This is a genomic window from Treponema denticola, assembly GCF_024181605.1.
In the GTDB taxonomy this organism is placed as follows: domain Bacteria; phylum Spirochaetota; class Spirochaetia; order Treponematales; family Treponemataceae; genus Treponema_B; species Treponema_B denticola_B.
Genome location: NZ_CP054477.1, coordinates 2,127,585 through 2,152,100, shown reverse-complemented (window position 1 = coordinate 2,152,100; position 24,516 = coordinate 2,127,585). Strand labels below are relative to the sequence as shown.

The 24,516-nt window shown below is 38.1% G+C and carries 23 protein-coding genes and 1 pseudogene; 20 read left to right on the top strand and 4 right to left on the bottom strand.

Going from position 1 to position 24,516, the window contains the following annotated elements; translation table 11 throughout:
- Positions 1–24: 24 nt before the first annotated feature.
- Positions 25–600: a glucosaminidase domain-containing protein gene (locus tag E4N80_RS10035; protein ID WP_253699094.1), complete on the bottom strand. Its 576-nt coding sequence runs from the start codon at positions 598–600 to the stop codon at positions 25–27.
- An 8-nt stretch (positions 601–608) separates the two neighbouring features.
- On the opposite strand from E4N80_RS10035, the pseudogene E4N80_RS12975 reads away from it, so the two are divergent.
- From E4N80_RS12975 to E4N80_RS10005, 5 genes and pseudogenes are all read left to right on the top strand, one after another.
- Positions 609–959 (top strand): annotated as a pseudogene (locus tag E4N80_RS12975) (ATP-binding cassette domain-containing protein); the annotation flags it as partial.
- 226 nt (positions 960–1,185) lie between these two features.
- Entirely contained in the window at positions 1,186–3,297 is a 2,112-nt protein-coding gene (locus E4N80_RS10020) for a methyl-accepting chemotaxis protein (RefSeq protein WP_253699092.1), read from the top strand.
- Between the two features lie 36 nt (positions 3,298–3,333).
- Positions 3,334–4,107 carry a hypothetical protein gene (locus E4N80_RS10015; RefSeq protein ID WP_253699091.1) on the top strand — a complete coding sequence of 258 codons (774 nt, stop codon included), beginning with the start codon at positions 3,334–3,336 and terminating at the stop codon, positions 4,105–4,107.
- 92 nt (positions 4,108–4,199) lie between these two features.
- The gene (locus E4N80_RS10010; protein WP_049992342.1) at positions 4,200–4,712 is read left to right on the top strand and encodes a cysteine peptidase family C39 domain-containing protein; all 513 of its coding nucleotides are present in this window, start codon (positions 4,200–4,202) and stop codon (positions 4,710–4,712) included.
- Positions 4,713–4,767: 55 nt separating this feature from the next.
- A complete protein-coding gene (locus E4N80_RS10005; RefSeq protein ID WP_253699090.1) occupies positions 4,768–4,983 on the top strand; it encodes a hypothetical protein in 216 nt (71 codons plus the stop codon).
- A gap of 496 nt (positions 4,984–5,479) precedes the next feature.
- Here E4N80_RS10005 and E4N80_RS10000 read toward each other — a convergent pair whose 3' ends face one another.
- Entirely contained in the window at positions 5,480–6,280 is an 801-nt protein-coding gene (locus E4N80_RS10000; RefSeq protein WP_253699089.1) for a putative ABC transporter permease, read from the bottom strand.
- Between the two features lie 113 nt (positions 6,281–6,393).
- Here E4N80_RS10000 and E4N80_RS09995 point away from each other — a divergent pair, with 113 nt between their 5' ends.
- A complete protein-coding gene (locus tag E4N80_RS09995; protein ID WP_253699088.1) occupies positions 6,394–6,735 on the top strand; it encodes a type II toxin-antitoxin system HicB family antitoxin in 342 nt (113 codons plus the stop codon).
- 21 nt (positions 6,736–6,756) lie between these two features.
- Here E4N80_RS09995 and E4N80_RS09990 read toward each other — a convergent pair whose 3' ends face one another.
- Entirely contained in the window at positions 6,757–8,187 is a 1,431-nt protein-coding gene (locus tag E4N80_RS09990) for an alpha-L-fucosidase (RefSeq protein WP_436411321.1), read from the bottom strand.
- A 90-nt stretch (positions 8,188–8,277) separates the two neighbouring features.
- Between E4N80_RS09990 and E4N80_RS09985 the strand changes: the two genes are divergently transcribed.
- The gene (locus tag E4N80_RS09985) at positions 8,278–9,891 is read left to right on the top strand and encodes an ATP-binding protein (protein WP_253701056.1); all 1,614 of its coding nucleotides are present in this window, start codon (positions 8,278–8,280) and stop codon (positions 9,889–9,891) included.
- Positions 9,892–10,133: 242 nt separating this feature from the next.
- On the top strand, positions 10,134–11,765 hold the full coding sequence (hcp, locus tag E4N80_RS09980) for a hydroxylamine reductase (RefSeq protein WP_253699086.1): 1,632 nt from the start codon (positions 10,134–10,136) through the stop codon (positions 11,763–11,765).
- A gap of 45 nt (positions 11,766–11,810) precedes the next feature.
- Here hcp and E4N80_RS09975 read toward each other — a convergent pair whose 3' ends face one another.
- Positions 11,811–12,461 carry a Crp/Fnr family transcriptional regulator gene (locus E4N80_RS09975; protein WP_253682871.1) on the bottom strand — a complete coding sequence of 217 codons (651 nt, stop codon included), beginning with the start codon at positions 12,459–12,461 and terminating at the stop codon, positions 11,811–11,813.
- A 55-nt stretch (positions 12,462–12,516) separates the two neighbouring features.
- Between E4N80_RS09975 and E4N80_RS09970 the strand changes: the two genes are divergently transcribed.
- From E4N80_RS09970 to dnaK, 12 genes are all read left to right on the top strand, one after another.
- A complete protein-coding gene (locus E4N80_RS09970) occupies positions 12,517–13,824 on the top strand; it encodes an ABC transporter substrate-binding protein (protein ID WP_253699085.1) in 1,308 nt (435 codons plus the stop codon).
- A 55-nt stretch (positions 13,825–13,879) separates the two neighbouring features.
- Positions 13,880–14,596 (top strand): GTP-binding protein, encoded by a 717-nt coding sequence (locus E4N80_RS09965; protein WP_002672626.1) that lies wholly within the window; start codon positions 13,880–13,882, stop codon positions 14,594–14,596.
- A complete protein-coding gene (locus tag E4N80_RS09960) occupies positions 14,586–15,641 on the top strand; it encodes an ATP-binding cassette domain-containing protein (RefSeq protein WP_253699084.1) in 1,056 nt (351 codons plus the stop codon). The genes E4N80_RS09965 and E4N80_RS09960 overlap by 11 nt, the downstream gene beginning before the upstream one ends.
- A 16-nt stretch (positions 15,642–15,657) precedes the next feature.
- Positions 15,658–15,816 carry a hypothetical protein gene (locus E4N80_RS09955; protein ID WP_253699083.1) on the top strand — a complete coding sequence of 53 codons (159 nt, stop codon included), beginning with the start codon at positions 15,658–15,660 and terminating at the stop codon, positions 15,814–15,816.
- Positions 15,817–15,967: 151 nt separating this feature from the next.
- The gene (locus E4N80_RS09950; protein WP_253699082.1) at positions 15,968–17,584 is read left to right on the top strand and encodes an ATP-binding protein; all 1,617 of its coding nucleotides are present in this window, start codon (positions 15,968–15,970) and stop codon (positions 17,582–17,584) included.
- A gap of 27 nt (positions 17,585–17,611) precedes the next feature.
- On the top strand, positions 17,612–18,334 hold the full coding sequence (cobJ, locus tag E4N80_RS09945) for a precorrin-3B C(17)-methyltransferase (protein WP_253699081.1): 723 nt from the start codon (positions 17,612–17,614) through the stop codon (positions 18,332–18,334).
- The gene (gene cobK, locus E4N80_RS09940) at positions 18,331–19,089 is read left to right on the top strand and encodes a precorrin-6A reductase (protein WP_253699080.1); all 759 of its coding nucleotides are present in this window, start codon (positions 18,331–18,333) and stop codon (positions 19,087–19,089) included. The genes cobJ and cobK overlap by 4 nt, the downstream gene beginning before the upstream one ends.
- Positions 19,076–19,852, top strand: a complete 777-nt coding sequence (locus E4N80_RS09935; protein ID WP_366796915.1) for an ABC transporter ATP-binding protein — start codon at positions 19,076–19,078, stop codon at positions 19,850–19,852. The genes cobK and E4N80_RS09935 overlap by 14 nt, the downstream gene beginning before the upstream one ends.
- Before the next feature lie 352 nt (positions 19,853–20,204).
- The gene (locus E4N80_RS09930; protein WP_253699078.1) at positions 20,205–21,182 is read left to right on the top strand and encodes a formylglycine-generating enzyme family protein; all 978 of its coding nucleotides are present in this window, start codon (positions 20,205–20,207) and stop codon (positions 21,180–21,182) included.
- A gap of 73 nt (positions 21,183–21,255) precedes the next feature.
- Positions 21,256–21,513, top strand: a complete 258-nt coding sequence (locus E4N80_RS09925; protein WP_253699077.1) for a hypothetical protein — start codon at positions 21,256–21,258, stop codon at positions 21,511–21,513.
- A gap of 292 nt (positions 21,514–21,805) precedes the next feature.
- Positions 21,806–22,543 (top strand): nucleotide exchange factor GrpE, encoded by a 738-nt coding sequence (locus E4N80_RS09920; protein WP_253699076.1) that lies wholly within the window; start codon positions 21,806–21,808, stop codon positions 22,541–22,543.
- A gap of 19 nt (positions 22,544–22,562) precedes the next feature.
- Positions 22,563–24,503: a molecular chaperone DnaK gene (dnaK, locus tag E4N80_RS09915; protein WP_253699075.1), complete on the top strand. Its 1,941-nt coding sequence runs from the start codon at positions 22,563–22,565 to the stop codon at positions 24,501–24,503.
- The last annotated feature ends 13 nt before the right edge of the window (positions 24,504–24,516 follow it).

Below are 24,516 nucleotides of genomic sequence, written 5' to 3'. Positions count from 1 at the left end.
CTACATTGAATAAAACCGCTTCGCTTAATAAACCGATTTGTACAATCTTGTCAATATGTTTTCAAGTTTTTTGCCGTAATTCGGGTCTGCCGCCCAAGTTCCGGCAAGCCCGTAAATTGTAGGAGCCTTCCCCTTAGGATTAACATATTTGTATCGCGGATCAGCCGGCGGACGGACAAGGGGCTTAGCCGTAGCATAGGCTTTTAAATGCTGAACATGGGCCAAAACTCCCGTCTTCTCACTTGGAAAACTTTCTCCTTTTTTTCCGTCCCCGAGTGAGCCCAGTCCGCAAAAATTATTCATCGCCTCGCTTACAAGACCTCCGAAACGCAAAAAACCCGTTTCCAAACACATTTGCGAAAAAGCAATATCCGAATTTATTTCTTCTGCATCAGCTTCTTCTATATAAAATTGAGCCAGCCGTTTTACCTTCTCCCTATCGGCCTTGGGGTTTTGGCTCATAAAAAAAACGGTTAAATCCTCAGCCGAGCATCTGCCTCGGCTTTCTATTAAATGAGGAGGCCGTACAAAAAAACTCAAACAAGAAAAAAACAAAAACGATAAACCGAAAATAAAGATATAAAAAATCTGCTTTCTCATAGCTATAGTTTCGGAGAAAATACATCGTACTTGAATTTTCTCTTGACCAAATTTCTTTTACGATTAACGAAGGAGAAACCGTAGGTTACATCGGCCCGAACGGAGCCGGAAAGAGTTCTACCATAAAGGTTCTCTGCGGAATCCTTACTCCCGATTCGGGAACTTGCGAAATTGCAGCCTCTCTTTTACATAGTCCCAAAATTCTTTTTTTGGATGAACCGACAATCGGGCTTGATGCTCTTTCAAAATTGACGGTTAGAAAATTTATTTCGGAACTGAACAAAAAAAATAAAACGACTATTATTTTAACAACCCACGATATGCAGGATATCGAAGCAATTACCGAGCGTATTATTTTATCGGAGTTTCAAAATACAAATCTACAGGCTCGTAAAAAAACCATCGACGTTAAATTTCTATTTTATAAATTTTCTCCATTACAATATTTTCCATCTATTTATTGCATAAACATCTAGTAAAAATAAAAAAAATAGTTTAAAATTACACTTAGCAATTCTTAATGTACATTCAATAAAAATCAATTACAAATAGTTTTTAAAATAATACTTGGAAGGAACTCTAAATATGGTAGGTGAAAAAAATTATCAGAAGGAGGGAAGACGGTTTTCTATTTTAGGAAAATTGCTTTTCTTTTTTGGTACGTTAATCCTGATAGGAGGATTTACGATGGGAGCCTCTGCTTTATTTGTGGCAAGAAATGCTTTACTTGGAGAAATTGAAGAGGCGTTAATAATGAAAGCAAAGGATACGGCCGAAATTGTCGACGGCAGGGCCAATGCCTTATTATATTTTTTGGAAGGCCTTGCGCGTATTCCGGCACTGCGCGATTCCAAACTCACTTTTTATGAAAAAGTAATGGCATTACAAAAAGATGCAGAGCGAAATAAAACAATAGAGTACTTTGGAATTTCCGACAAAAACGGGATGATACATTATGCCGATGAAACTTCCATTTTTGTCGGTGATAGAGACTGGTATAAAGAGGCTATTAAAGGCAAGAATTTTATTTCTGAGCCGCTTATAAGCCGGACTACAGGTGAACTACAAATTATATTTTCGGTACCTATTTATGATGACGAACACAATATTTTAGGCGTGTTTAGTGCCACCGTTAGCGGCTTATCTCTTAATGATATAATTGACGACATTGTAATAGGAGAAACAGGCGGCTGCTATATTATTGATGCTTCAGGGACAACAATTGCCGATAAGGACATAGAGCTGGTTAAAAAACAAGAGAACAGCATTAAAAGTGCTATATCCGACCCTGAACTTAAAAGCATTGCCGATTTTGAACAAAAAGTTTTAGAATCTTCTGAACCGGGTTTAGCCGGATTTGTATATAATGGGCTAAAAGAAATTGGCGCTTATTCTCCTATGAAAACTAAAAACTGGAAAGTAATAATCAGTGCTCCTGTTAATGAACTTACCGGCAGCCTCCGGCCCTTAAAAATCACAATCAGAATTATAGGTATCAGCATATTGATTATATCTATTATACTTACGGCCATTATAGCCCTTTCAATAGTAAGACCAATTACATCAACAGTTCAAGCTCTTAAAAATATTGCAGATGGCGATGGAGATTTAAGAGTACGCTTACCTATTAAACGAAATGATGAAATAGCCGATTTATCAAAATATTTTAACAAAACAATTGAAAAAATCGGTAACTCAATCAAAACGGTAGGTTCAGGCACTCAGGAAATGGAACAGATAGGAAATGAACTTGCGAGTAATATGACGGAAACGGCAAGCGCCATCCATCAAATAAGCACAAACATAGAAGGAGTAAAACAACAAGCTCTTACACAGGCGGCGAGTGTTACCGAGACCTCAGCTACCATCGAACAGATTATTAAAACCATCGCACAATTAAACGGTATGATAGAATCTCAAGCTGCCAGTGTAGCCCAATCATCATCGGCAATAGAGCAAATGGTAGGTAACATAAGCTCCATAACTCAGACTCTTACAAGAACGGATGACGCAATTAAAAATCTTGCCGGAGCTACAGCCGAAGGAAAAGAAACTCTTTCATTATCAAATACCGTAACTCAAAAAATTTCGGAGGAATCGGGCGGTCTTTTAGAAGCTTCAAGCGTTATCCAGCATATTGCAAGTCAAACAAACTTGCTTGCTATGAACGCAGCGATTGAAGCAGCTCATGCCGGAAAAGGCTTTGCCGTTGTTGCCGACGAAATTCGAAAACTCGCAGAAGAATCAAGTTCACAGGGAAAAACAATAACTTCAACATTAAAGATTTTAAGCAAAGAAATTGAAAACCTTTCGTCTTCTTCAAAATTGGCCGAAGAAAAATTTGACAGCATCTTCGCTTTATCTGAGCAGGTAAAAAAGATGAGTGAAACTCTTATGCTTGCAATGAAAGAGCAAGAAAACGGCGGCCGTGAAGTTTTGACGGCAATTCATAATATCAATTTAATCACTTCACAGGTAAATGACGGTTCAGCCGAAATGCTTGAGGGAGGAAAAAACATTGCCGTTGAAATGCAAAAACTTGATGACCTTACAAGAGTTATCACTGCAAGCATGAATGAAATGGCGGCTGGAGCATTCCAAATAAATGAAGCGACTCAAGAAGTCAATATCATTTCGCAAAAAAATAAAGAAAATATCGGCAATCTCGTAAGCGAAGTTGAAAGATTTAAAGTCTAAAAATTGAGAGGAATAAATTTGTACTGGGAGATTTTTATGAAAAAGCTGATTTATGTATTGGCATTGTTAGGAATGCTCATTGGATGTAGCAAAAACACTAATGTAAGCAGAAACCAAAGCATTACAAGGGAAACAGAAACTGCAACAGAAGTGCAAAACGAAGCAAGCACTGTTGTACAAAATTCAACAGGTGTTGAAACTAAAACAGACGAGACGTGGATTGCTCTTATCGAAAAAGAGATTACAAAAATTTCTTTTAACAATGGAGAATACAGGTTAATGCCAAATGACAAAGAAGGTTATTATTATATTAACGCTGAATTAAAAAATGGGGTGAATTTTTATGTACAGCTCATTCAAAAAAACTATATAGATGATTCCATTAAATTCGAACTGCCAGAAACATTTCAAGAATATGCAAAAGCTGTTTTGTCTGTTTCAACTTTACCGCAAGATTTGAGAACTGCTAGAGGGGCTGTTGAAGTGAATGGTCACAAATTTGCACGAAACATTCGGGTTTCGCAATTTGCACCTGATATTTCTATGTTTCAAATGAGTTATTATACAACAACGCCCTTGTATACGCTACAATGTACCTTTTCAAGGGGCGCTGATGAATTCAAACAAGAAGCCCCTCAGTACTTTGAAGAAAATGGAAACTGGAAAGAAGAAATGCCTTCAGGCGAAACTGGGCATAATGAATTTGCAAAAAAGATAATTGACGGTACAATCGAAAGTGAAACTGCACGGGAATTGTATAAAATAAGTGAAGATTTTATGAAAACTATTGAAATAATAACAGTGGAGTAATTATTAGTTTATTTCAGAATAACTAACGTATTCAATCGATTATTGGTGCTAGTCAATAAGAAGCTCAATTAGATAAAAATATAAGGTATTTGATGAAGAAAGATGTTGTATTGCAAAAAGATGAAACCGATTGTGCTGCAGCCTATATTGCCACAATTGCAAGACGTTATGGAAAGCGCATTGCGGTAAAGCGGATAAGAAAGTTTGCACACACAGATCAAGAAGGTACTTCTGGTCTTGGGATAACAAAAGCCGCTAAGGCTTTTGGTTCTGACTGTAGAGGCGTTATCTCTAAAGAAAAACAAATTCCAAATGATGTAAAGTTGCCTTTTATTGCACATGTTGTTACGTCAGTTGGCAACCATTATGTTACTGTTGAATCGGTTCAAGCTAAGTTTATAGAAATAGGAGATTCCGATTCGTATATCCTACGTTTCTTTAAACTATCGGCACCATATAAAAATGTATGGATTAAAGTTTTTTTTGCAAGTTTAATGTTAGCAGTTCTAGGCATTGCTTCAGCTTTTTATTTCCGATTCTTAATTGATGAAGTCCTTGCCGGAGGACTAGAAAAAACTTTAACGTATTTTGCATTGTTTTTTTAGTAGTCATAATTTTTCAATCACTTTTAATGCTTGCTCGAAATCAACTTCTGAAAGTATGAGCGGGACGTTTAAAGAAAAAAATCAAGTTACATGGAATGTAAATTTAGGTATGACCATAAATCTTGATCCTTTTGCAAAGGAGTATAGTTTGAATAAACAGTTCAAAAATTTAAAAGAAATTCAACGAATCAATGAAGAAGAGCTAAATAAAACATTAAATTTGCAAGCAATACAAATCCGTAACAACCTTAAATGCTTGATGAACAAATAAAAAATGCAAATAGTAAAATTGAAGCTCTTAAATTGCGCAATTTAGAAGCAGAAACTATGTACTCATCTGGGTACATATTAGCGAAGTAGACTGTAGTTTGCAGAAGCTAGAATTACAAGAAGCAGAGTTGGCATATACAAGTTTAAGACTTTCGAAAATTATCTATTATTTACAATTTTATAACAAAAAAAATTATAAGCTATTTAAGATATATCATCAATGATAATTTTTAAGCAAAAAAGAATTAACAAAATGAATGACATAAATTTTAGTATTTTAAGGAGAATTATGAAATGGGACAGGTGCACTCCAAATAAACGAAGCAACTCAGGAAGTCAATATCATTTCACAAAAAAATAAAGAAAATATCGGCAATCTCGTAAACGAGGTTGAAAGATTTAAAGTCTAAACATTTTTAATACCCCGACGCTCTGCGCCGGGGTATTAAACCCTCCGCACGAATAAAATTCTCATTTTGAATTTTATTCCTCTTTTTTTATTCTCCCCTCTTCTCCTTAAAATATTTTAAAAGTTTTAAGTGTAAATTATTTCTTCTTTGCCTCATATTCGGAAAGGCCGATAAAATATGCCCCTTGTTTTTTTCGGCAATAAGTTTAAGTTGTTCCTGTACTTTTTCATAAGCGGAATATCCGTCTTGTTTTAGCTTTTCACGCAGAAGATTAAAACTTTCTGCAATATTGCTTTCGCTTATTTTTTCATGTATATCAAGCGATTCAAGGTGTGTATAAAAATTCTCCGTCAAAGTCTTAATATGTAAGAGCGCATCATGGAGACCGATCAGAGCCTTAAGCGTAAAAATAAAATCGGCAATAAAAATAAAAAGTAAGGCTTTTGAAATAATCAAGATAAATAGATCGGGTATTTGATTTACATATTTTGAAATAAAAGGATTTACTATATACATTAAAGCAAGCCCCAATATTCCAAAAAGCGTCGAATTAAGGGCACAAACCCTTCTGTTAATATTCAGTTTGTGTTTTGAATAATCCCACCACAGGGTATCGAATAAATATTCCAAAATAAAACTTGCAGCATATTCAAGAGAACTTGTTAAAAGCACGGCGGCAAAAAACAAGACTATAGGATGAGGGATTAAATTTTTTAGCGAAAAAATTAAAATCAATGCCCCAAAACCGTATATGGGACATACAGGTCCGTAAAGCATTCCTCGGTTTAATACAAACTTCCTCTGTAAAAGCGAGCAATAGACTACTTCACAAAACCATCCGATAAAACTGTAAATAGTGAAATATAAAATTAAATAATCAAATGGCATATTAGTATTTTACTATAAATAAAAAAAAATAACTATTAAAATTTAAAAATATGTTGACAAATGATATTATATATAGTATCATATAAACATGGCTAGTCGCTTCAGAGTTGCTTATGCAAATAAAAGATTATTTAAATTTACCATATTCAATTATTACAAAAAAAATACATGATGAGAGCGGTGTATATTATTATGCACAAGTTAAAGAGCTTGATGGTTGTCAAAGTTCAGGCGAAACATTAGAAGAAGTGTATAAAAATATATATGAAGCAATGGAGGGTTGGATAGAATCAAAGCTTGAAAACGGTTTCACAATACCTATGCCTCAAGACGAAAATAATTATAGCGGGAAGTTTCTTTTAAGACTTCCTAAATCTTTACACAAAGAATTAGCTTTAAATGCAGAACATGAAGGCGTTTCCTTAAACCAATACGTTCTGTATAGACTTTCTTAAAATTTAAGGGAATGGCCGGCATCATTTTCCTTCTACTCTTAAAATTAAGTTATCCTGTTTTAAGGCCTTACGCAATGAAGGTGTTCCGCTTGTAGATACTGAAATTGTGAGAGGCTTTTCTATTTTTATGTTTTTAAAAATTTCCAATTCGTTTTTGTTTGCAGGGAAGCAAAATTCTTTTCCGTTTATTTCCAAAACCTCATCTTGGGATAGGGGCTTTTTTCTGACGAGGCTTATTGTCCACAAATTTGTTTTGTATAAGCCTTTTGAAATTTTTAGATTAAGTTCAAGCTCTGTGCAAATAAAATGAGAAGAATAATAATCTTTTCCTGTAAAGCGGTAAAGTTTTTTTGTAAAAGGGATTTCATTTTTTTCTCCGCTTAGTTCTAAAATACTATCTTGAGGAATATCTAAATTTAATTCTTTACAAAGTTTTTTTGCGCACCCTTGAGAAGGCGCTTTTGATTTAAAAAAGCTGCCTATTTTCTTTAAGACTTCAGCTTCAAAAGCTACCACGTAGCCGTCGCCCTTTGGGCCGATATTCAAAAGATAATTACCTCCCATAGCCCTTACCCTTATAAGGCTTTCTATAAGCTCTTGGGCCTTTTTATTTTTATCTCCCCGTCTTTGCCATGAACGGTAGCCCCATGTTTCATGGTAAATTGAAGCAGGGGTTTGCCAAGGAACATTTAAACTTTTATCAGGAAATTTGTTATCCCCCATTGTACAAAAATCTCCGCAGTCATTCCATATGCGGCCGTTTATCATCATATCGGGCTGAAGCCTTTGAGCAAGAGTCTTCACTTCTTCACTTTGCTTTTTTGTCGGGAAACCCATATCCATCCAAAGCTCATAAAGAGGGCCGTAATTTGAAAACAATTCTTTCAGCTGTTCAATATTAAATTTCTGATGCTTGGGCGGAATTTTATCGCTGTTATGATCGCTTATAGGAAGAGCATATTCGCAGTTCCAATCTATCCAAGAAAAATAAAGCCCGAACTTTAAACCGTTTCTTTTACAAGCGTGAGAAAGCTCTGCAATAAGGTCTCTTTTTGCAGGAGCCTTCACCGAATTATAATCGGTAGTCTTTGTGTCAAAAAGACAAAAGCCGTCATGGTGCTTTGCCGTGATAATGATATATTTCATTCCCGCAGCTTTTGCAAGAGCACATATCTTTTCTGCATCAAAATTCTTACAGGTAAATTTATTTTGTAAGGCCTTATATTCTTCTTTAGGAATTTTACCGTGACTTAAAATCTGCTCACTATAACCGCGCTTTACCGGCTCACCCTTCCAAACGCCTCCGCATAAAGAATAAAGCCCGTAATGAATAAACATTCCAAAACCTAATTTTTGCCACTGTGTAATTTTATCCGGTTTCATAAGATTGAGTATATAGGATAGGATAAGAGATTTCAAGTGAGCAAAAATAGGCAAGCCCATAAAATTCATCAATACTTGAATCCCTGTAAATTATAATATATAATAAATAAAAGGGATGAAGAATAAGCACTTAACGATTAATTGGGGAGGCAAAAAATGATGGATTTTTCACGGAAGATACCTATAGGAGTACAAAGTTTTGAAGATTTACGCAAAAAGAATTTTTTATATGCAGATAAAACGGAATATGTTTTCCGGCTTGCTAATTTCGGTAAGGTTTATTTTTTAAGCCGCCCCCGCCGTTTCGGAAAAAGCCTTTTTCTTTCTACCCTCGAAGCCTACTTTTTAGGAAAAAAAGAATTGTTTAAGGGGCTGTACATTGAAGAAGCCGAAGAAAACAGGGCTAAAAACGAAGGAACTGAAGCATGGACTCAATATCCCGTTCTTTACTTGGATTTTAATACGGGACGCTATGACTTACCCGAGTCTTTAAATGAAAGCCTTGACTTCTTTTTAAGAGCCGAGGAGGAGCGTTTCGGTATACAGGGGAACGATTTATCTTTTGGTAAACGCTTTGCTTTTTTAATACAAACAGCTTATGAAAAAACCGGCAAACAAGTAGTTATCCTCGTAGACGAGTATGACAAGCCCCTCTTACAAACAATGTATGTAAATGAAACCCTAAACGAAGAATTCCGCAGCACACTCAAAGCTTTTTATTCCGTTATAAAAACTTGCGACAAATATATCCGCTTTGCATTTTTAACGGGAGTAACAAAATTCAGTAAGGTAAGTATTTTCAGTGACCTAAATAACTTACAAGACATAAGCCTTCACGAAGATTGCTCTGCTCTCTGCGGTATAACCCAAGAAGAATTAACTGCCGTATTTTCTCCCGAAATTCAGGTCTTGGCAGACAAAGAAAAGATAAGCTATGAAGAATGTTTAAGCCTTCTTAAAAAACGCTATGACGGATATCTTTTTGCAAAAGAAGGAAAAAGCGTTTATAATCCTTTCAGCCTTCTAAATGCTTTTTCGGCAAAGGATGTGGGAAGTTATTGGTTTGCTACGGGAACTCCGACCTTTTTGGTAAACTACCTCAAAGAAGCTGAGTATAATATTCCCGACTTAGACGGAAATGTTGAGCTTGATGAGGCCGGCTTAGCCGATTACCGAGCCGACACAAAAAATCCTCTGCCGATTTTGTTCCAGGCAGGATATTTAACAATTAAAGAATATATAAGAGAAGCGGCCATTTACAGATTAGGCTTTCCTAACGATGAAGTCCGTTACGGTTTTCTTAAAAACCTTTTGCCGGATTACACTTCTTTGCGTACCGATCAAACTGCTTCTTCCGTTTGGCGTTTTGTTGAAGATGTAAGAGCAGGAAATGTAGATAACTTTATGGAAAGAATGCAGTCCATAATTGCCGGCATTCCTTACGATAATCTTCCCAAAGAAAAGTTAAAACTTAGAGAGCAAAATTATCAGACTGCCGTTTATTTGATTTTTAAGCTGATGGGGCAATTTGTCGAAACCGAAATACACTGTGCAGCCGGAAGAGCCGATTGTCTTGTTCATACAAAAGATACGGTTTATATCTTTGAATTTAAACTTGACGGAAACGGAAGCTCGGAAGATGCGATAGCACAGATAAAAGAAAAAGGCTATGCAGTTCCATTTAAATCAAGCGGTAAAAAAATTGTCTTAATCGGTTCCTCCTTTGATGAAAAAAAACGTACCATAAAAGACTGGAAAACCGAAAAAATTTAACATCCTCGTAACATCCGTTACCGACTTCTATTCATAAAATGCTTATAATTTACTCAAACCTTTGAAAAATAGGAGGTATGATAAACAGTTCAACAGAAATACTGTTTCACTGTTTATCTACCGAGTTTTGTGCTTTGCACAAAACATCGCATTATTATATGTGTGTGCTTTTCGGCACACACTAGAAAAAACTTTTTTTGCAAATTGATATTTGCTGCAAAAAGTTTTTATAGGAGAATACTATGGACACTATGTTTTGTTTTCAATGTCAGGAGACATTTAAAAATTCAGGCTGCGTAAGGGTCGGAGTATGCGGGAAAAACCCCTTAGTTGCAGGATTACAGGACTTTCTTATCTGGGGAACAAAAAAGCTTTCCGAGGTGACAAGTTATATGAGGGAAAACGGGCTTAAGGTTGAAAAAGAAATTAACCACATCGTAAGCACAAACCTTTTTGTTACAATAACCAATGCAAATTTTGATGAAAAAGCAATTAACAACAGAATAAATATTACTCTTAAAGCAATCCATGATTTGCATAGTTCTTTAAACAGACCTCTTGATCCGGAGATACAAGCTCATCTTGATTCGGATATACCGAAAAGGTTGGGCAAGGCCATGACAATAGGTGTTTTGCAGACAAAAGCCCCCGATAAGAGATCTCTAAAAGAGCTTATTATCTATGGTCTAAAGGGTCTATGTGCCTATGTAAAACATGCTAACGCCTTAGGTTATGAAGACGAAGATGTTGATGCCTTTATTCAAAAAACGCTTTCAATACTCATAGATGAAAATTTGAGTGTTGATGAACTTATTTCTCTTACCTTAAAGACAGGAGAAGCAGGAGTTAAGGGAATGGCCCTGCTGGATAGCGCCAACACAGGCAGCTACGGTAATCCCGAAATAACCGAAGTTTCGATAGGTGTAAGAAATAATCCGGGCATCCTTGTATCGGGGCATGATCTAAAAGATATCGAAATGCTTCTTGAGCAAACTGAGGGTACAGGAGTTGATGTTTATACTCACTCCGAAATGCTCCCTGCAAATTATTATCCGAAACTAAAAAAATATAAGCATCTTGCAGGTAATTACGGTAATTCGTGGGCAAAACAGGCTTCCGAATTTGAAAGTTTTAACGGCCCAATCCTTATGACAACCAACTGTATAATTCCTACGAAGGCTTCCTATGTATCAAGAATGTACACGACAAATGCAGCAGGACATCCCGGCTGTGTTCATATCGAAGCCGATGAATACGGTCATAAGGACTTTTCCGAAATTATAAAAAAGGCAAAATCCTGTCCGCCCCCCAAAGAAATTGAAAGCGGAAAGATTATAGGCGGCTTCGCTCACGCCCAAGTTTTTGCTCTTGCCGACAAAATTGTCGAAAGCGTCAAAAACGGGGATATTAGAAAATTCATAGTAATGGGCGGCTGCGACGGCAGACACACAACAAGATCTTATTATACGGGTTTTGCGGAGGCTCTTCCAAAAAATACCGTCATTCTGACGGCAGGCTGTGCAAAATACAGGTATAATAAACTAAATCTTGGAGATATAAACGGCATTCCAAGGGTATTGGATGCAGGACAGTGCAATGATTCTTATTCCCTTGCCCTTATAGCTCTTAAATTGAAGGAAATATTTAACCTAAGCGATATTAATGATTTACCTATAATTTTTAATATAGCATGGTACGAACAAAAAGCCGTTATAGTACTCTTGGCTCTATTGTTCTTAGGCGTAAAGAACATACACCTTGGGCCTACTATTCCGGGTTTCCTTTCGCCCAATGTAAAGGAGGTCTTAATAAGCAAATTCGGATTATCTGGAATCTCTTCAATAGAAGATGATATAAAACATTTTTTCGGTTAGAAACATAATCGGAATGACAGGCCAAGGGCTCTTATTCATAGGCCATTAGCTAAAGTCTTCGAGTTTATCAAGGTTGACAATGATGGTATCTTTTTCGATTTTTAAAAGCCCATCTTTTTGCATGCTCATAAGCTCGCGGGAAAGAGATGGGCGAGGAACGGCTAAGTATTCAGCCATAGCCTCCCTGTTTAGGTTTAGCTCAACCCTTGAACTCCCTTCAGCCTGCTGCAATAAATAGAGGGCTATTTTTTGGCGAAGACTGAATGAAGAAAAGATAAGAAGCTTTTGGTTTAAAAAATAAGCCTTATGAGCCAAAATATTTAATAGGTTTTTTAGAACCTTAAAATGAGTTTCGGAGTACGCTCCGGCACCAAAGACACCTTCTATGGGGAGACGGAGAATTTCGGCATCGCTAATTACACGGCATGAGTAATCGTAGATAGCCGAATCCAAAAGAGCATAGACTTCGGCAAAAACAGTACCGGGGTTTTCAAAGCGGTTTACAATAAGCCGCTTTCCATCGGCAGTGTTTTTTTCGATTTGAACGATACCCGATTTTAAAACAAAAATAAAAGCGGGAGTATCGCCCTCAAAAAAGATAAAGGCATCTTTTTTATAGTTGAGGGTTTTGGCCTTGGTATTTTTTAAATATTTTTCCGTTTCTTGAGCGGATATATTTTTAAAAATAGGATTCATACTTTTAATTTCGGGTTATTTTGATTTTAACTTGATTATAGATCGGAGGATTATAATGAATAAATATTTTAATATGGATGAAAGTGTTTTTGATATTACCGAACGCTTTCCTGAAACGATAAGATACTTGGCAGAAAAAGGTTTTACCCCTCTTACCAATCCCCTTATGCGCAAAATAATGGGGAAAAAGATTAGTCTTGAAAAAGCCCTTTTGTCGAAAAACCTCGATATCGGTTTGTGCGAAAAAGAGCTTATTGAAGTTATCGAACAAAATAAAAATATCGGTTTTGCCGAAATAGATTTAAGCTTAGAAAAGAAAGATGCACAAAACACCGGTTATGATGACGGCAAAAAAAATATAAGAATTGAGGGAGTGCTTCCATGTCCTATAAGAATCCCATTGCTTGAAGCCTTTAAAGAATTTCATTCCGAGTATATTGAAGAAAATAAAAATGAGCTTGAAAAACAAAACTATAAAATCAGCTATGATCTTCGTTCCGCAAACCTCGGAATCGACTGGATAATAAAAGAAGCTCAAACAGGAAAAAAAGAAAACCTTCCCGATATTCTCCTCTCTGCAGGGTTTGAGCTTTTTTTCGACAAAAAACTAATGGGCTCCTTTATCGAAAACAAAGATTTTCATTGTTCAATAGAAAAAATGAATAAGGACTTTTGCAATGATTATATAGACCTTAGAGACGGCAAAAAAAACTATGCAATTATCGGAGTAGTTCCCGCAGTAATGATTGTAAACACCGAGCTGTTAAGAGGAAGAAAAATGCCCGAAACTTGGGCAGACCTCCTATTACCCGAATTTGAAAATTCGGCGGCTATTCCATTCAGCGATTTGGATTTATTTAATTCGGTAATCCTAAATATTTACAGCCGTTTCGGAGATGAAGGTATAAAAAAATTGGGCAGGGCTTGTCGCACCTCTCTTCATCCGGCACAAATGGTAAAGGGGAAAGCATCTATGGTTTTAAAAAATCCTAAATCCGTTGTCAATGAACCTCCTGCCGTAAACATAAGCCCCTACTTTTTTTCAAAGATGATAAAAGAAGATTCGGCATTAAAAACGGTTTGGCCCAAAGACGGGGCTATAGCGGCTCCGATTTTTATGCTCGTAAAAAAAGAAAATGAGGCTTTGACAAAGGCCTTTGCGGATTTCTTCCTTTCAGAAAAAACCGGGAGGGTGTTTTCCGAAAGCGGTTTTTTCCCGTCAACGAATCCCGATGTCGATAACCGTTTAGGCGAGGATAAAAAATTTTCTTGGGTAGGTTGGGACTTTATTTATCAAAACGATATAGGTTCTCTTTTGGAAAAAATCAAAACCGATTTTGAAACAGCTGCCGGAAAAATTTAAGGTCTGTGTAACATCCGTTACAGACTTCGTCACATAGATTTGTTATATTATATTTATGAACTTAATAATATTTTCAGGCCCGCCGTCGTCGGGTAAAACAAGCGTAATCTTAAAAACAATAGATGCCTTAAAAAAACAAAATATAAAAACGGGGGCAGTAAAATTCGACTGCCTTTATACTGATGATGACCTTCTATATCAAAAGGCCGGAGTTCCCGTTCAAAAAGGAATCTCCGGCTCCCTATGTCCCGACCACTTCTTTGTGTCAAACATAGAGGAGGCCGTGCAATGGGGAATCAAGGAAGGGCTTGACCTTTTGGTAAGCGAGTCCGCAGGGCTTTGTAACCGCTGTTCCCCCTATATAAAAAATATTTTAGGTATCTGCGTAATCGATAACCTGTCGGGGATAAATACGCCAAAAAAAATAGGCCCTCTTTTAAAGTCTGCCGACATTGTAGTTATCACAAAGGGAGACATCGTTTCTCAGGCTGAACGCGAAGTTTTTGCGGCAAGGGTAAATGCCGTAAATCCTAGGGCGGTCATAATGCATGTAAACGGTCTTACGGGCCAAGGCGCCTTTGAGCTCAGCACCCTTTTAACGGATAAGGCCGAGGATATTTCTACGGTACAAGGAATGGAGCTCCGCTTTCCCATGCCTGCCGCCCTTTGTTCTTATTGTTTGGGTGAAACAAGAATAGGAGAAAATTTCCAGATGGGAAATATCCGCAAGATGAAAATTGCCGAAGAACAGGGGAGAAAAAATGAACAATGAATTTTATTTAAGTGATGAAAATACAGAGGTTAAAAAACTTTCTGAAAAATCGATTCAAAATCTTTTAAGCGAATACCCTTTTATCGAAGATTTTATAAATGAAAACCGTTTGATTGAAATAGGTATTTTAAAAAACAAGGAGCAGACTCTAAAAGATTTTTTACAATCGCTTTCCGATGAAGTTTGTGAAGAAGAAGCAGTAAACAGAGAAGAACTCTACTCTGCATTTTTTGAATACATAATTCAAATGAAGGCCTTTTTGAATTTGGAAAATGCAAACGAGGTTCACAGCCTCACAATTCTTCCCGGAACAAACAAGTCAGGCGAAACCGAAAACTTTGATGAGCTTACCCTTTATACCTCTCAAATTATTTCGATTGTAGGCCCGACAGGTTCCGGAAAATCAAGGCTCCTTGCCGACATCGAATGGACTGCCCAAAAGGATACTCCTACAAACCGCAGCATTTTAATTAACGGCAAAACACCCGATAAGACAATCCGTTTTTCAGTAAACAATAAACTTGTAGCCCAGCTCTCGCAAAATATGAACTTTGTAATGGATTTATCCGTCAAAGAATTTATCGAGCTCCATGCGGAAAGCCGGCTTGTCCAAGACAAAGAAGGTGTGGTAAAAAATATCATAGAGGCCGCAAACAATCTTGCGGGCGAAAAATTTAATTTGGATACGCCGATAACGGCCTTGAGCGGAGGACAGTCGAGGGCTCTTATGATTGCGGATACAGCTATTTTAAGCTCCTCTCCCATCGTCCTCATAGACGAAATAGAAAACGCAGGCATTGACCGCAAAAAAGCCTTGGAACTCTTGGTTTCAAAGGAAAAAATTGTTTTAATGGCCACACATGATCCTGCTCTGGCCCTCTATGCGGATAAGCGGATAGTTATCAAAAACGGAGGAATAGCATCCGTTATAGAAACTTCAAAAAAAGAAAAAGAAATCCTTGCCGAGCTTGAAATTATGGATGCAAAAATTCAAAATATGAGAACAAGGTTAAGGGCTGGAGAAGAACTTGGACTTACAAAATAGGGGAGAATATAGATTAATGTCTACTTTTGAGATGGACGCTAGATATAAGGGTTTTTCTGAAGGCCTAAAGCAAAAATCAATAGAAACAGCTAGACTTATGAAAAACAGAGGTTACCCTATTTCTGAAATTTTGTTAATGACCGGTCTTCCCGAATCCGAGATTGAAAAGCTATGATTTTTTATTTTGTTATCTAAGCTCCAGTGTAATAACATAAGAATTTTTTCTTGATATTTTCATCACCCTTATCTTCACAGCTTTATCTCGGCTTGTGCATAAGAGCTTTTTGTTATATAATGATAAAAAAGAAAGGCTAAGGAGGCTCATAATGAATCTTTACAGAAAGCTGCCTGTCGGCATTCAAAGTTTTGAAAAACTTAGAACAGATAAATATCTTTATGTTGATAAAACAGAGCATCTTTTTAGGCTTATTTTAACCTCGTCCCCCTATTTTTTAAGCCGCCCGCGCCGGTTTGGAAAAAGCCTTTTCCTTTCCACGCTTGCTGCCTATTTTTTGGGAAAGAAAGACCTTTTTAAAGGCCTATATATTGAAAAGGCTGAAGAAGAAAGGGCTAGGTCGGAAGGCTCGGAGCCTTGGACTGAATACCCTGTCCTCTACTTGGATTTTAATATGGGGCAGTATAACGAAAAAGAAGGTGTAAAGCAGGTTCTAGATTATCATCTTACCGATTTTGAAAAAATATATGGAAGCAATAAAACGGATAACGGCTTGACTGCCCGTTTTGCCGGTATCATCAATAGGGCTTATGAAAAAACCGGAAAAAAAGTTGTTATCCTCGTAGACGAGTATGACAAACCTCTTTTACAGACAATGTATGTAAATGAAGCCTTAAACGAAGAATTCCGCAGCACGCTTAAATCTTTTTATTCTGTTTTAAAAACTTGCGACCAATATATCCGCTTTTCGTTTTTAACGGGCGTAACAAAATTCAGTAAGATAAGTATTTTTAGCGATTTAAATAATTTACAGGATATAAGTCTACACGAGGCTTTCTCTTCAATTTGCGGTATTACCGAAAAAGAATTGCACCTTACTTTTAAGCCTGAAATTGAGGTCTTAGCAGAAAAAGAAAAGATAAGCTATGAATCTTGTGTAGAACTTTTAAAGAAACGATATGACGGCTACTTGTTTGCCGGCGTAGGAGAAAGTGTCTATAACCCATTCAGTGTTTTAAATGTTTTTTCGGCAAACAATGCCGGCAGTTATTGGTTTGCTACGGGAACTCCGACCTTTTTGGTAAACTACCTAAAAGATGCTTACTATAATATTCCCGACTTAGACGGAAATGTTGAGCTTGATGAAGCCGGTCTAGCCGATTACCGGGCCGACACAAAAAACCCTCTTCCAATTTTATTTCAAGCAGGATATTTAACAATTAAAGAATATATAAGAGAAGCAGCCCTTTATAGGTTAGGTTTTCCTAATGATGAAGTCCGTTACGGTTTTCTTAAAAACCTTTTGCCGGATTACACTTCTTTGCGTACCGATCAAACGGCTTCTTCCGTTTGGCGTTTTGTTGAAGATGTAAAGGCAGGAAATGTGGACGGATTTATGGAAAGAATGAAGTCCATAATTGCCGGAATTCCTTATGATAATCTTCCCAAAGAAAAGTTAAAGCTTAGGGAGCAAAATTATCAGACGGCAGTTTATTTGATTTTTAAGCTGATGGGACAGTTTGTCGAAACTGAAATACACTGTGCAGCCGGAAGAGCGGATTGTATTGTTCACACGGCAGATACGATTTATATCTTTGAATTTAAACTTGACGGAAACGGAAGCTCGGAAGATGCGGTAGCACAGATAAAAGAAAAAGGCTATACAGCTCCTTTTAAATCAAGCGGTAAAAAGATTGTTCTAATAGGTTCATCCTTTGATGAAAAAGAACGTACCATAAAAGACTGGAAAACCGAAACTCTTTTATAAAAATGAGTTACAAGCGAGGAAATAAAATTGAGTAAACTATTTGTTGTAGGTATAGGCCCCGGCGGGGCGGAATATATGTCGGCTCAGGCGGCCGAGGCCTTAAAGCAATCCGAAATAATTGTAGGCTATTCAGGCTACATTGAATATATAAAACCCTTTATCGAAGGCAAGGAAGTTTTTCAAACGGGAATGACCGGCGAAATTGAAAGATGTAAGTATGCAGTTTCAAAGGTAAAAGAAGGAAAAACCGTAAGCATTATAAGCACCGGAGATGCCGGCCTTTACGGAATGGCAGGCCCCATCTTGGAGCTTGCTCCCGATTTAAATGTCGAAATAATTCCGGGCATTTCCGCCGCCTTTGCTGCGGCTTCAAGGCTGGGCGCTCCCTTAATGCACGATACGGCTCTTATCAGCCTTTCCGACAGGCTTACCGATTATGAGGTTATAAAAAAAAGAGTCGGCTTAGCGGCGGAGGGCGACTTTGTAATTGCCCTCTACAATCCAAAATCTAAAACCCGTTCCGATTATATCGAAGAAGCCGTAAATATAATCTTAAAATTCAGGGCTCCCCAAACACCTGTAGGCATAGTAAAAAATGCTTGCCGTAATAACGAAAAAATTATCGTTACCGAGCTTCAAAAAATAAATTACGATGAAATCGATATGTTCAGTCTTATAATAATAGGCAACAGCAACACCTACATTCAAAACGGAAAAATAATTACCCCGCGAGGATATAAGATTAAATGATCTGGATTATAGGCGGAACCACCGAAGCCGGAAGCCTTGCAGATTTTTTAAAAGCAAAAAATGTGCCCTATATAATGAGCGTTGCAACGGAAGAAAGCAAGGACTTTTTTAAAAATCATAAACTTAAAATCGGCAGAATGGATGAGTCCCAAATGGAACAATTTTGTATTGAAGAAAAAATAAGCCTAATTGCCGATTTAAGCCATCCTTATGCCCTCATCGTTTCTCAAAATGCAAAAAAAACCGCACAAAACTTGAACATAAAATATTTACGCTTTACCCGCGGAACTTCACAATCTTCAACGGACTTGGAGAAAAATAGCTTTTATACCTTTGAGGATATGGAAGACCTTTGCTCATTTTTAAAAGAATTAAAATCTTCTACGGTTTTTTTTACGACAGGTTCCAAAACCGTTTCGGACTTTGAAGCCTTCCGTTCCTCAAACCGCTTTGTATATAGAATTTTACCTACGGCAGACAGTATCGAAAAATGCAAAAATGCAGGAGTTGCGACTCAGGACATAATTGCCATGACAGGCCCTTTTTCTCAAAATTTAAATGAAGCTATGTTTAAAGAATACGGAGCCTCCTATATTGTGATGAAGGACAGCGGCGATGTCGGAGGCACAAGGGAAAAGCTCGCCGCCTGTGAAGCTCTAAATATAAGAGCCTTAATTCTCGGACGCGGAAACGAAGAGGGTATTAACGAATTTGAAGAATTTAAAAAAGAGGTTTTAAAATATGGACATGCTTAGGATAGAGGATTTAAGCCTTTCCTACGGAGATAAACCTGTTGTTCAAAATTTAAACCTAAGGGTAAAAAAAGGGCAGGTGGTTTCGATAATCGGGCCCAATGCTTCAGGAAAGTCCACTATTTTAAAAAGCATCGCAGGAATTATAAAACCCGTTTCCGGCAAAATCTTTATCGAAGAAAAAGATATCTCAAAAATGGACTCTAAAAAACTCGCCCAAAAAGTTTCTATCCTATTACAGCAAAATAAAAACCCGGACGATATGAGCATCGAAGAATTGGTCTATTTCGGCCGTTATCCCCATAAAAAATGGTTTGAGGGTTTTGAAGCTTCCGACCAAAAGATAATAGAAGAAGCTATGAAGCTTACAAATACATTTGCTTTGCGGGACAAAACTTTGGAAACCCTGTCCGGCGGCGAAAGACAAAGAGCTTGGATCGCTATGGCTCTTGCCCAAGAGCCTGATATCCTTTTGTTTGATGAGCCTACCACCTATTTGGATCTGGCTCATCAAATAGAATTCTTGGAGCTTGTAAACCGTCTAAACAAGGAAACGGGGGTTACGGTAGTTTTGGTTCTTCACGACTTAAATCAAGCAGCCCGTTACGGTAACTACCTTTTTGCAATGAAAGAAGGTAAAATTTTTGCACAAGGCAGTCCTGAAGAGGTACTGAATCCTCAAAATATTTTGAGCATTTACAACATTGAAGCTAAAATCTTTAACGCTGTGGGCTATCCGGTTGTTATACCTGAAAGGAGATTGTAGTGAGTTCCGGCATTATTAAGATTCTTACCTTTGCACACTTTGTATATTTACGGTTAAACAAAGTCCAAAACGATTTGGTTTTTTATATATTTTGTAGTATAATACTAGGTATGAAACTAAAATCTTACTTAGGCTTAAAATTCAATTTTTCTCATTTTAGTTTTTTGTGTGTCGGTACTGTGCCGAAAAATGTTAGCCTAAGTTTACCCCCCCCCATTTTCTCTATTAAGTAAAATATCTCTAATTAAAGCTGTTAATATTTATTTTTCTCAATCTAAAAACCGCAGGGTTGAATTTATTCGGCTTTGCGGTTTTTTGTATAAATTAAATTATTTTAAAGGAGAGATTAGCTATGAAAAACACTAATTCCAAACTGAAGACTAAGGTCTTAAATCGGGTAGTATCTATTACTGCATTGTTGTTGTTGGCGGGGCTCTTATTGACCGGTTGTCCTACAGGTCAGGGAAAATCCGGCGGAGGTGAATCTTCCATTGATAAGACATATACTGTAGGCTCAGTCAAATTTACCATGAAAGATATAGCCGCCGTAACAAATGCCCAGTTGGGACATGTTGATTACGATGATAACAAGCCGCATACAGTAAGTTTAAGTGACTATCTTATAGGAGAGACTGAGGTAACGCAGGAGCTATGGCAGGCGGTAATGGGCAATAATCCCAGCTTTTTCGATGGAAGCTCCGGCAAAGAACCTGCTGCAGGCGAAACACAGGGAAAGCGTCCTGTAGAAAGTGTAAACTGGTATCATGCAATAGCTTTTTGTAATAAACTCAGTATAAAACTAAATCTTGAACCCTGCTATACGGTAAATGTTGGAGGATCTCCGGTCGATTTTGCTGCTCTTAGCTTTGATCAAATTCCTACAGGTAATAATGCAGATTGGAATAATGCTGAGCTTGATATGAATAAAAAGGGTTTTAGACTTCCAACGGAGGCTGAATGGGAATGGGCAGCTAAGGGAGGAAAGGATTATAAATGGGCAGGAACAAATACCGAGGCTGCACTTACAAACTATGCTTGGTACTATTCAAACAGCGGAGATAAAACTCATGAGGTAAAGAAGAAGTCTCCTAACGGCTACGGTTTATATGATATGTCAGGAAATGTGTTGGAATGGTTGTGGGATAGGTATGGCACTATACCGGCTTCGCCGGGAGCAGACTATGCAGGGCCTGCATCAGGGTCTTACCGTGTTCTTCGCGGCGGTGGCTGGGTCAGCGACGCGTGGAACTGCGCTGTATGCGCTCGGTACTACTACAGTCCTGACTACATGGTTAACTATATTGGCTTCCGCTTGGCATGTCGACCATAGGTGGTACACAACAGATAGTTTCTGCTGTCTGTTGTAAAAATTTAACTTTTTGAAAATTTAAGGAGAAAAATTTATGACAAATAATAAGATACGCGATGGAATATTTTCAATAATAAAACACTTTAAGAATAATATAGGTAATAATGGTTTTATTCCTATGGCTAGTTTTGATTCAAAAATAAATGAATATTTGGGTCAGTATACAAGGCAGGAAATTGGAGATGAACTTGACAAAATGTGCCAGGAGGGACTTATATTTTTTCCTGAAAATACAGGCCTTTCATATGGTGGTATTAGCCTTACGCCTAAAGGAAAGAATATAATTTTTTAAATTAAAATTTTTGCCCTTATGAATTACAAGCTCGAAACTGCCGATTTTACATTTGCCTCCTGCGGTTAAGTTATCTCATCCTTTGTAAAACGAGGGGGTCGTAGGGGAGGCTAACAAGTGAACTTTTTAATGCCGGTTATTCTTATGCGGGAATAATCGGCGTTTTTTATATATGGAAGCCTCCAATACCGCAATATTTTGCAAATTTTCCACTATGATTTTATAAAAACCCTTGACCCTTTTTTTTTCTATTAGTATCTTCTTATAAGATAAAGTTATAGTTGGAGTTCAAATGAAGAAGAATCATGAAAAACATGCCGACAAAAAAGAGGCTGCTAAGGAGGAACTTGAAAAAGACCTTCAGCCGAAAGATGAGTCTGCGGTGAAAGATGAACAAGGATGCGGTTGCGAAACTTCAAAAGAAAAACCTCAAGAAGACAAAGCAGAGCAAAACAGTTCTACCGGCGGCAAGTGTGAAAAAAATGATGATGTGTTAAGTCCTGAAAAGCGGATAGAAGAGCTTGAAGCTATTTGCAGGGACTGGCAGGATCAGTACTTGCGTAAGGCTGCGGATTTTGAAAACTACCGCAAGCGTATGATTAGGGAAAAGCAGGAAGCTATAGACTACGCAAACAGCAATCTGCTTTTGGATCTCGTACAGGTGCTCGATGATTTTGACAGGGCTATTGATGCCGGCAAAACTCAAGGCGGAGAGGCTGCAAACAATGCCTTTGTAGAAGGTGTTGTGATGATAAAGAACCAGATGGTTTCTATGTTGAGCTCAAAGTACGGACTTAGCTATTATCCTGCAAAGGGAGAAGCCTTCGACCCCAACCTTCACGAAGCCGTTTCAATGATTCAGTCTCCCGATGTAAAAGAGGCTGTTGTAGGGGAAGAGCTTCAAAAAGGCTACAAACTAAAAGAAAGAGTGATTCGTCACTCCAAGGTAATGGTACTAATGCCTGCCGAAAAGCAGGATGAAAAAAAGGCGGAAGAAAGCGAAGCCGCCGATAAAAAAAACGAAAATTAGGTTATAGGAGATATTGAAAATGGGAAAGATTATTGGAATTGACTTGGGAACAACAAACTCTTGCGTATCGGTAATGGAAGGCGGCGAGCCCGTCGTTATACCGAACTCTGAAGGCGGAAGAACTACTCCGTCCATTGTAGGCTTTACCTCAAAAGATGAAAGGGTTGTAGGCCAGCCTGCAAAAAACCAAATGATTACCAACCCTGAAAGAACCGTTTATTCGGTAAAGCGCTTTATAGGTCACCGCTACAATGAACTCACAGACGAATTAAAACGCGTTCCTTACAAAATCGTACCTCAGGGAGATGATGTACGAATCGACATTGACGGAAAACTTTATTCCACACAGGAAATTTCCGCCTTTATTCTGCAAAAAATGAAAAAAACCGCCGAGGACTATCTGGGCGAAAGCGTAACCGAGGCCGTTATAACGGTTCCTGCTTATTTTAATGATGCTCAAAGGCAGGCAACAAAGGATGCCGGAAAGATTGCCGGTTTGGAAGTAAAGCGAATCATAAACGAGCCGACAGCCGCTTCCTTGGCCTTCGGTTTTAACAAGGATTCTAAAAAAGAAAAAACAATCGCCGTATATGACCTTGGAGGAGGAACCTTCGATATTTCCATTCTTGAATTGGGCGACGGCGTTTTTGAGGTAAAATCCACAAACGGAGATACCCACCTCGGCGGTGATGATTTTGATAACAGAATAGTAAACTGGCTTGTTGACGAGTTTAAAAAAGATACCGGAATTGACCTGTCCAAAGACAGAATGGCCTTACAGCGTTTGCGCGAAGCCGCTGAAAAGGCAAAGATTGAGCTTTCTTCGGTTGCAAATACGGAGGTAAACTTACCCTTTATTACAGCCGATGCAAACGGACCTAAGCACTTACAAAAGAGCTTGTCCAGGGCTAAGTTTGAGCAGATGACGGAAGACCTCTTTGAAAGAACAAAGGAGCCTTGCCGAAAAGCCTTAAAAGATGCGGGTATAACTCCCGATAAAATCGATGATATTCTTTTGGTTGGCGGTTCAACCCGAATGCCTAAAATTTTACAGATTATAAAGGAAATTTTCGGCAAAGAAGGTTCTAAGAGCGTAAACCCCGATGAAGCCGTAGCAATGGGTGCCGCTATTCAGGGCGGTATCTTGGGCGGAGATGTTAAAGATGTTCTTCTCTTGGATGTTACTCCTCTTTCTTTGGGTATCGAAACGATGGGAGGCGTATTTACGCCCCTTATCAACCGAAATACTACGATTCCGACAAGGAAGAGCCAGGTTTTCTCGACGGCTGCTGACGGACAGACTGCCGTTTCTATCCATGTATTGCAGGGAGAACGCGGTATGGCCAGCCAAAACAGAACACTCGGCAATTTTGACCTCGTAGGTATTCCTCCCGCACCGCGCGGAGTTCCTCAGATTGAAGTTACCTTCGATATCGACGCAAACGGTATTGTTCATGTTTCGGCAAAAGACCTCGGAACCGGAAAAGAACAGCATATCAGAATCGAAAGCTCAAGCGGTTTAAGCGAGAGCGAAATCGATAGAATGGTAAAAGAAGCTGAAGCCAATGCCGAAAACGATAAGCTCGAAAAAGAAAAGGTTGAAGCAAAAAATAATGCCGATTCTCTTATTTATCAAACCGAAAAAACTCTCAAAGAAATGGGAGATAAGATCGGTGCTGCCGATAAGCAAAAAATTGAAGCTGCAATAGCCGATTTAAGACAGGCTCTTAATTCCGATAATACGGCTGACATTAAGGCAAAGACCGAAAGCCTCCAGCAGGCAGCCTATAAAATTGCAGAAGAAATGTACAAGCAGCAGGGAGCTCAAGCAGGAGCCGATCCTAATGCCGGCAGTTCTCAGGGTGCCCAAGCGGGAACCGATTACGGTACTTCAGGTCCCAAAACCGGCACTGCCGATGATGTTGACTATGAAGTCGTAAATGATGATAATGATAAATAAATTTTAAGCCTTA

Coding starts and splice junctions, on each gene's coding strand:
- E4N80_RS10000 (WP_253699089.1), bottom strand. CDS start 6,280: ATGCCATTTGATTATTTAATTTTATATTTCACTATTTACAGTTTTATC.
- cobK (WP_253699080.1), top strand. CDS start 18,331: ATGATCTGGATTATAGGCGGAACCACCGAAGCCGGAAGCCTTGCAGAT.
- dnaK (WP_253699075.1), top strand. CDS start 22,563: ATGGGAAAGATTATTGGAATTGACTTGGGAACAACAAACTCTTGCGTA.
- E4N80_RS09975 (WP_253682871.1), bottom strand. CDS start 12,461: ATGAATCCTATTTTTAAAAATATATCCGCTCAAGAAACGGAAAAATAT.
- E4N80_RS09985 (WP_253701056.1), top strand. CDS start 8,278: ATGGATTTTTCACGGAAGATACCTATAGGAGTACAAAGTTTTGAAGAT.
- E4N80_RS09965 (WP_002672626.1), top strand. CDS start 13,880: ATGAACTTAATAATATTTTCAGGCCCGCCGTCGTCGGGTAAAACAAGC.
- E4N80_RS09955 (WP_253699083.1), top strand. CDS start 15,658: ATGTCTACTTTTGAGATGGACGCTAGATATAAGGGTTTTTCTGAAGGC.
- E4N80_RS09935 (WP_366796915.1), top strand. CDS start 19,076: ATGGACATGCTTAGGATAGAGGATTTAAGCCTTTCCTACGGAGATAAA.
- E4N80_RS09920 (WP_253699076.1), top strand. CDS start 21,806: ATGAAGAAGAATCATGAAAAACATGCCGACAAAAAAGAGGCTGCTAAG.
- E4N80_RS10020 (WP_253699092.1), top strand. CDS start 1,186: ATGGTAGGTGAAAAAAATTATCAGAAGGAGGGAAGACGGTTTTCTATT.
- hcp (WP_253699086.1), top strand. CDS start 10,134: ATGGACACTATGTTTTGTTTTCAATGTCAGGAGACATTTAAAAATTCA.
- E4N80_RS10035 (WP_253699094.1), bottom strand. CDS start 600: ATGAGAAAGCAGATTTTTTATATCTTTATTTTCGGTTTATCGTTTTTG.
- E4N80_RS10005 (WP_253699090.1), top strand. CDS start 4,768: ATGAGCGGGACGTTTAAAGAAAAAAATCAAGTTACATGGAATGTAAAT.
- E4N80_RS09950 (WP_253699082.1), top strand. CDS start 15,968: ATGAATCTTTACAGAAAGCTGCCTGTCGGCATTCAAAGTTTTGAAAAA.
- E4N80_RS09970 (WP_253699085.1), top strand. CDS start 12,517: ATGAATAAATATTTTAATATGGATGAAAGTGTTTTTGATATTACCGAA.
- E4N80_RS10015 (WP_253699091.1), top strand. CDS start 3,334: ATGAAAAAGCTGATTTATGTATTGGCATTGTTAGGAATGCTCATTGGA.
- E4N80_RS09960 (WP_253699084.1), top strand. CDS start 14,586: ATGAACAATGAATTTTATTTAAGTGATGAAAATACAGAGGTTAAAAAA.
- E4N80_RS09930 (WP_253699078.1), top strand. CDS start 20,205: ATGAAAAACACTAATTCCAAACTGAAGACTAAGGTCTTAAATCGGGTA.
- E4N80_RS09990 (WP_436411321.1), bottom strand. CDS start 8,187: ATGAATTTTATGGGCTTGCCTATTTTTGCTCACTTGAAATCTCTTATC.
- E4N80_RS10010 (WP_049992342.1), top strand. CDS start 4,200: ATGAAGAAAGATGTTGTATTGCAAAAAGATGAAACCGATTGTGCTGCA.
- E4N80_RS09995 (WP_253699088.1), top strand. CDS start 6,394: ATGCAAATAAAAGATTATTTAAATTTACCATATTCAATTATTACAAAA.
- E4N80_RS09925 (WP_253699077.1), top strand. CDS start 21,256: ATGACAAATAATAAGATACGCGATGGAATATTTTCAATAATAAAACAC.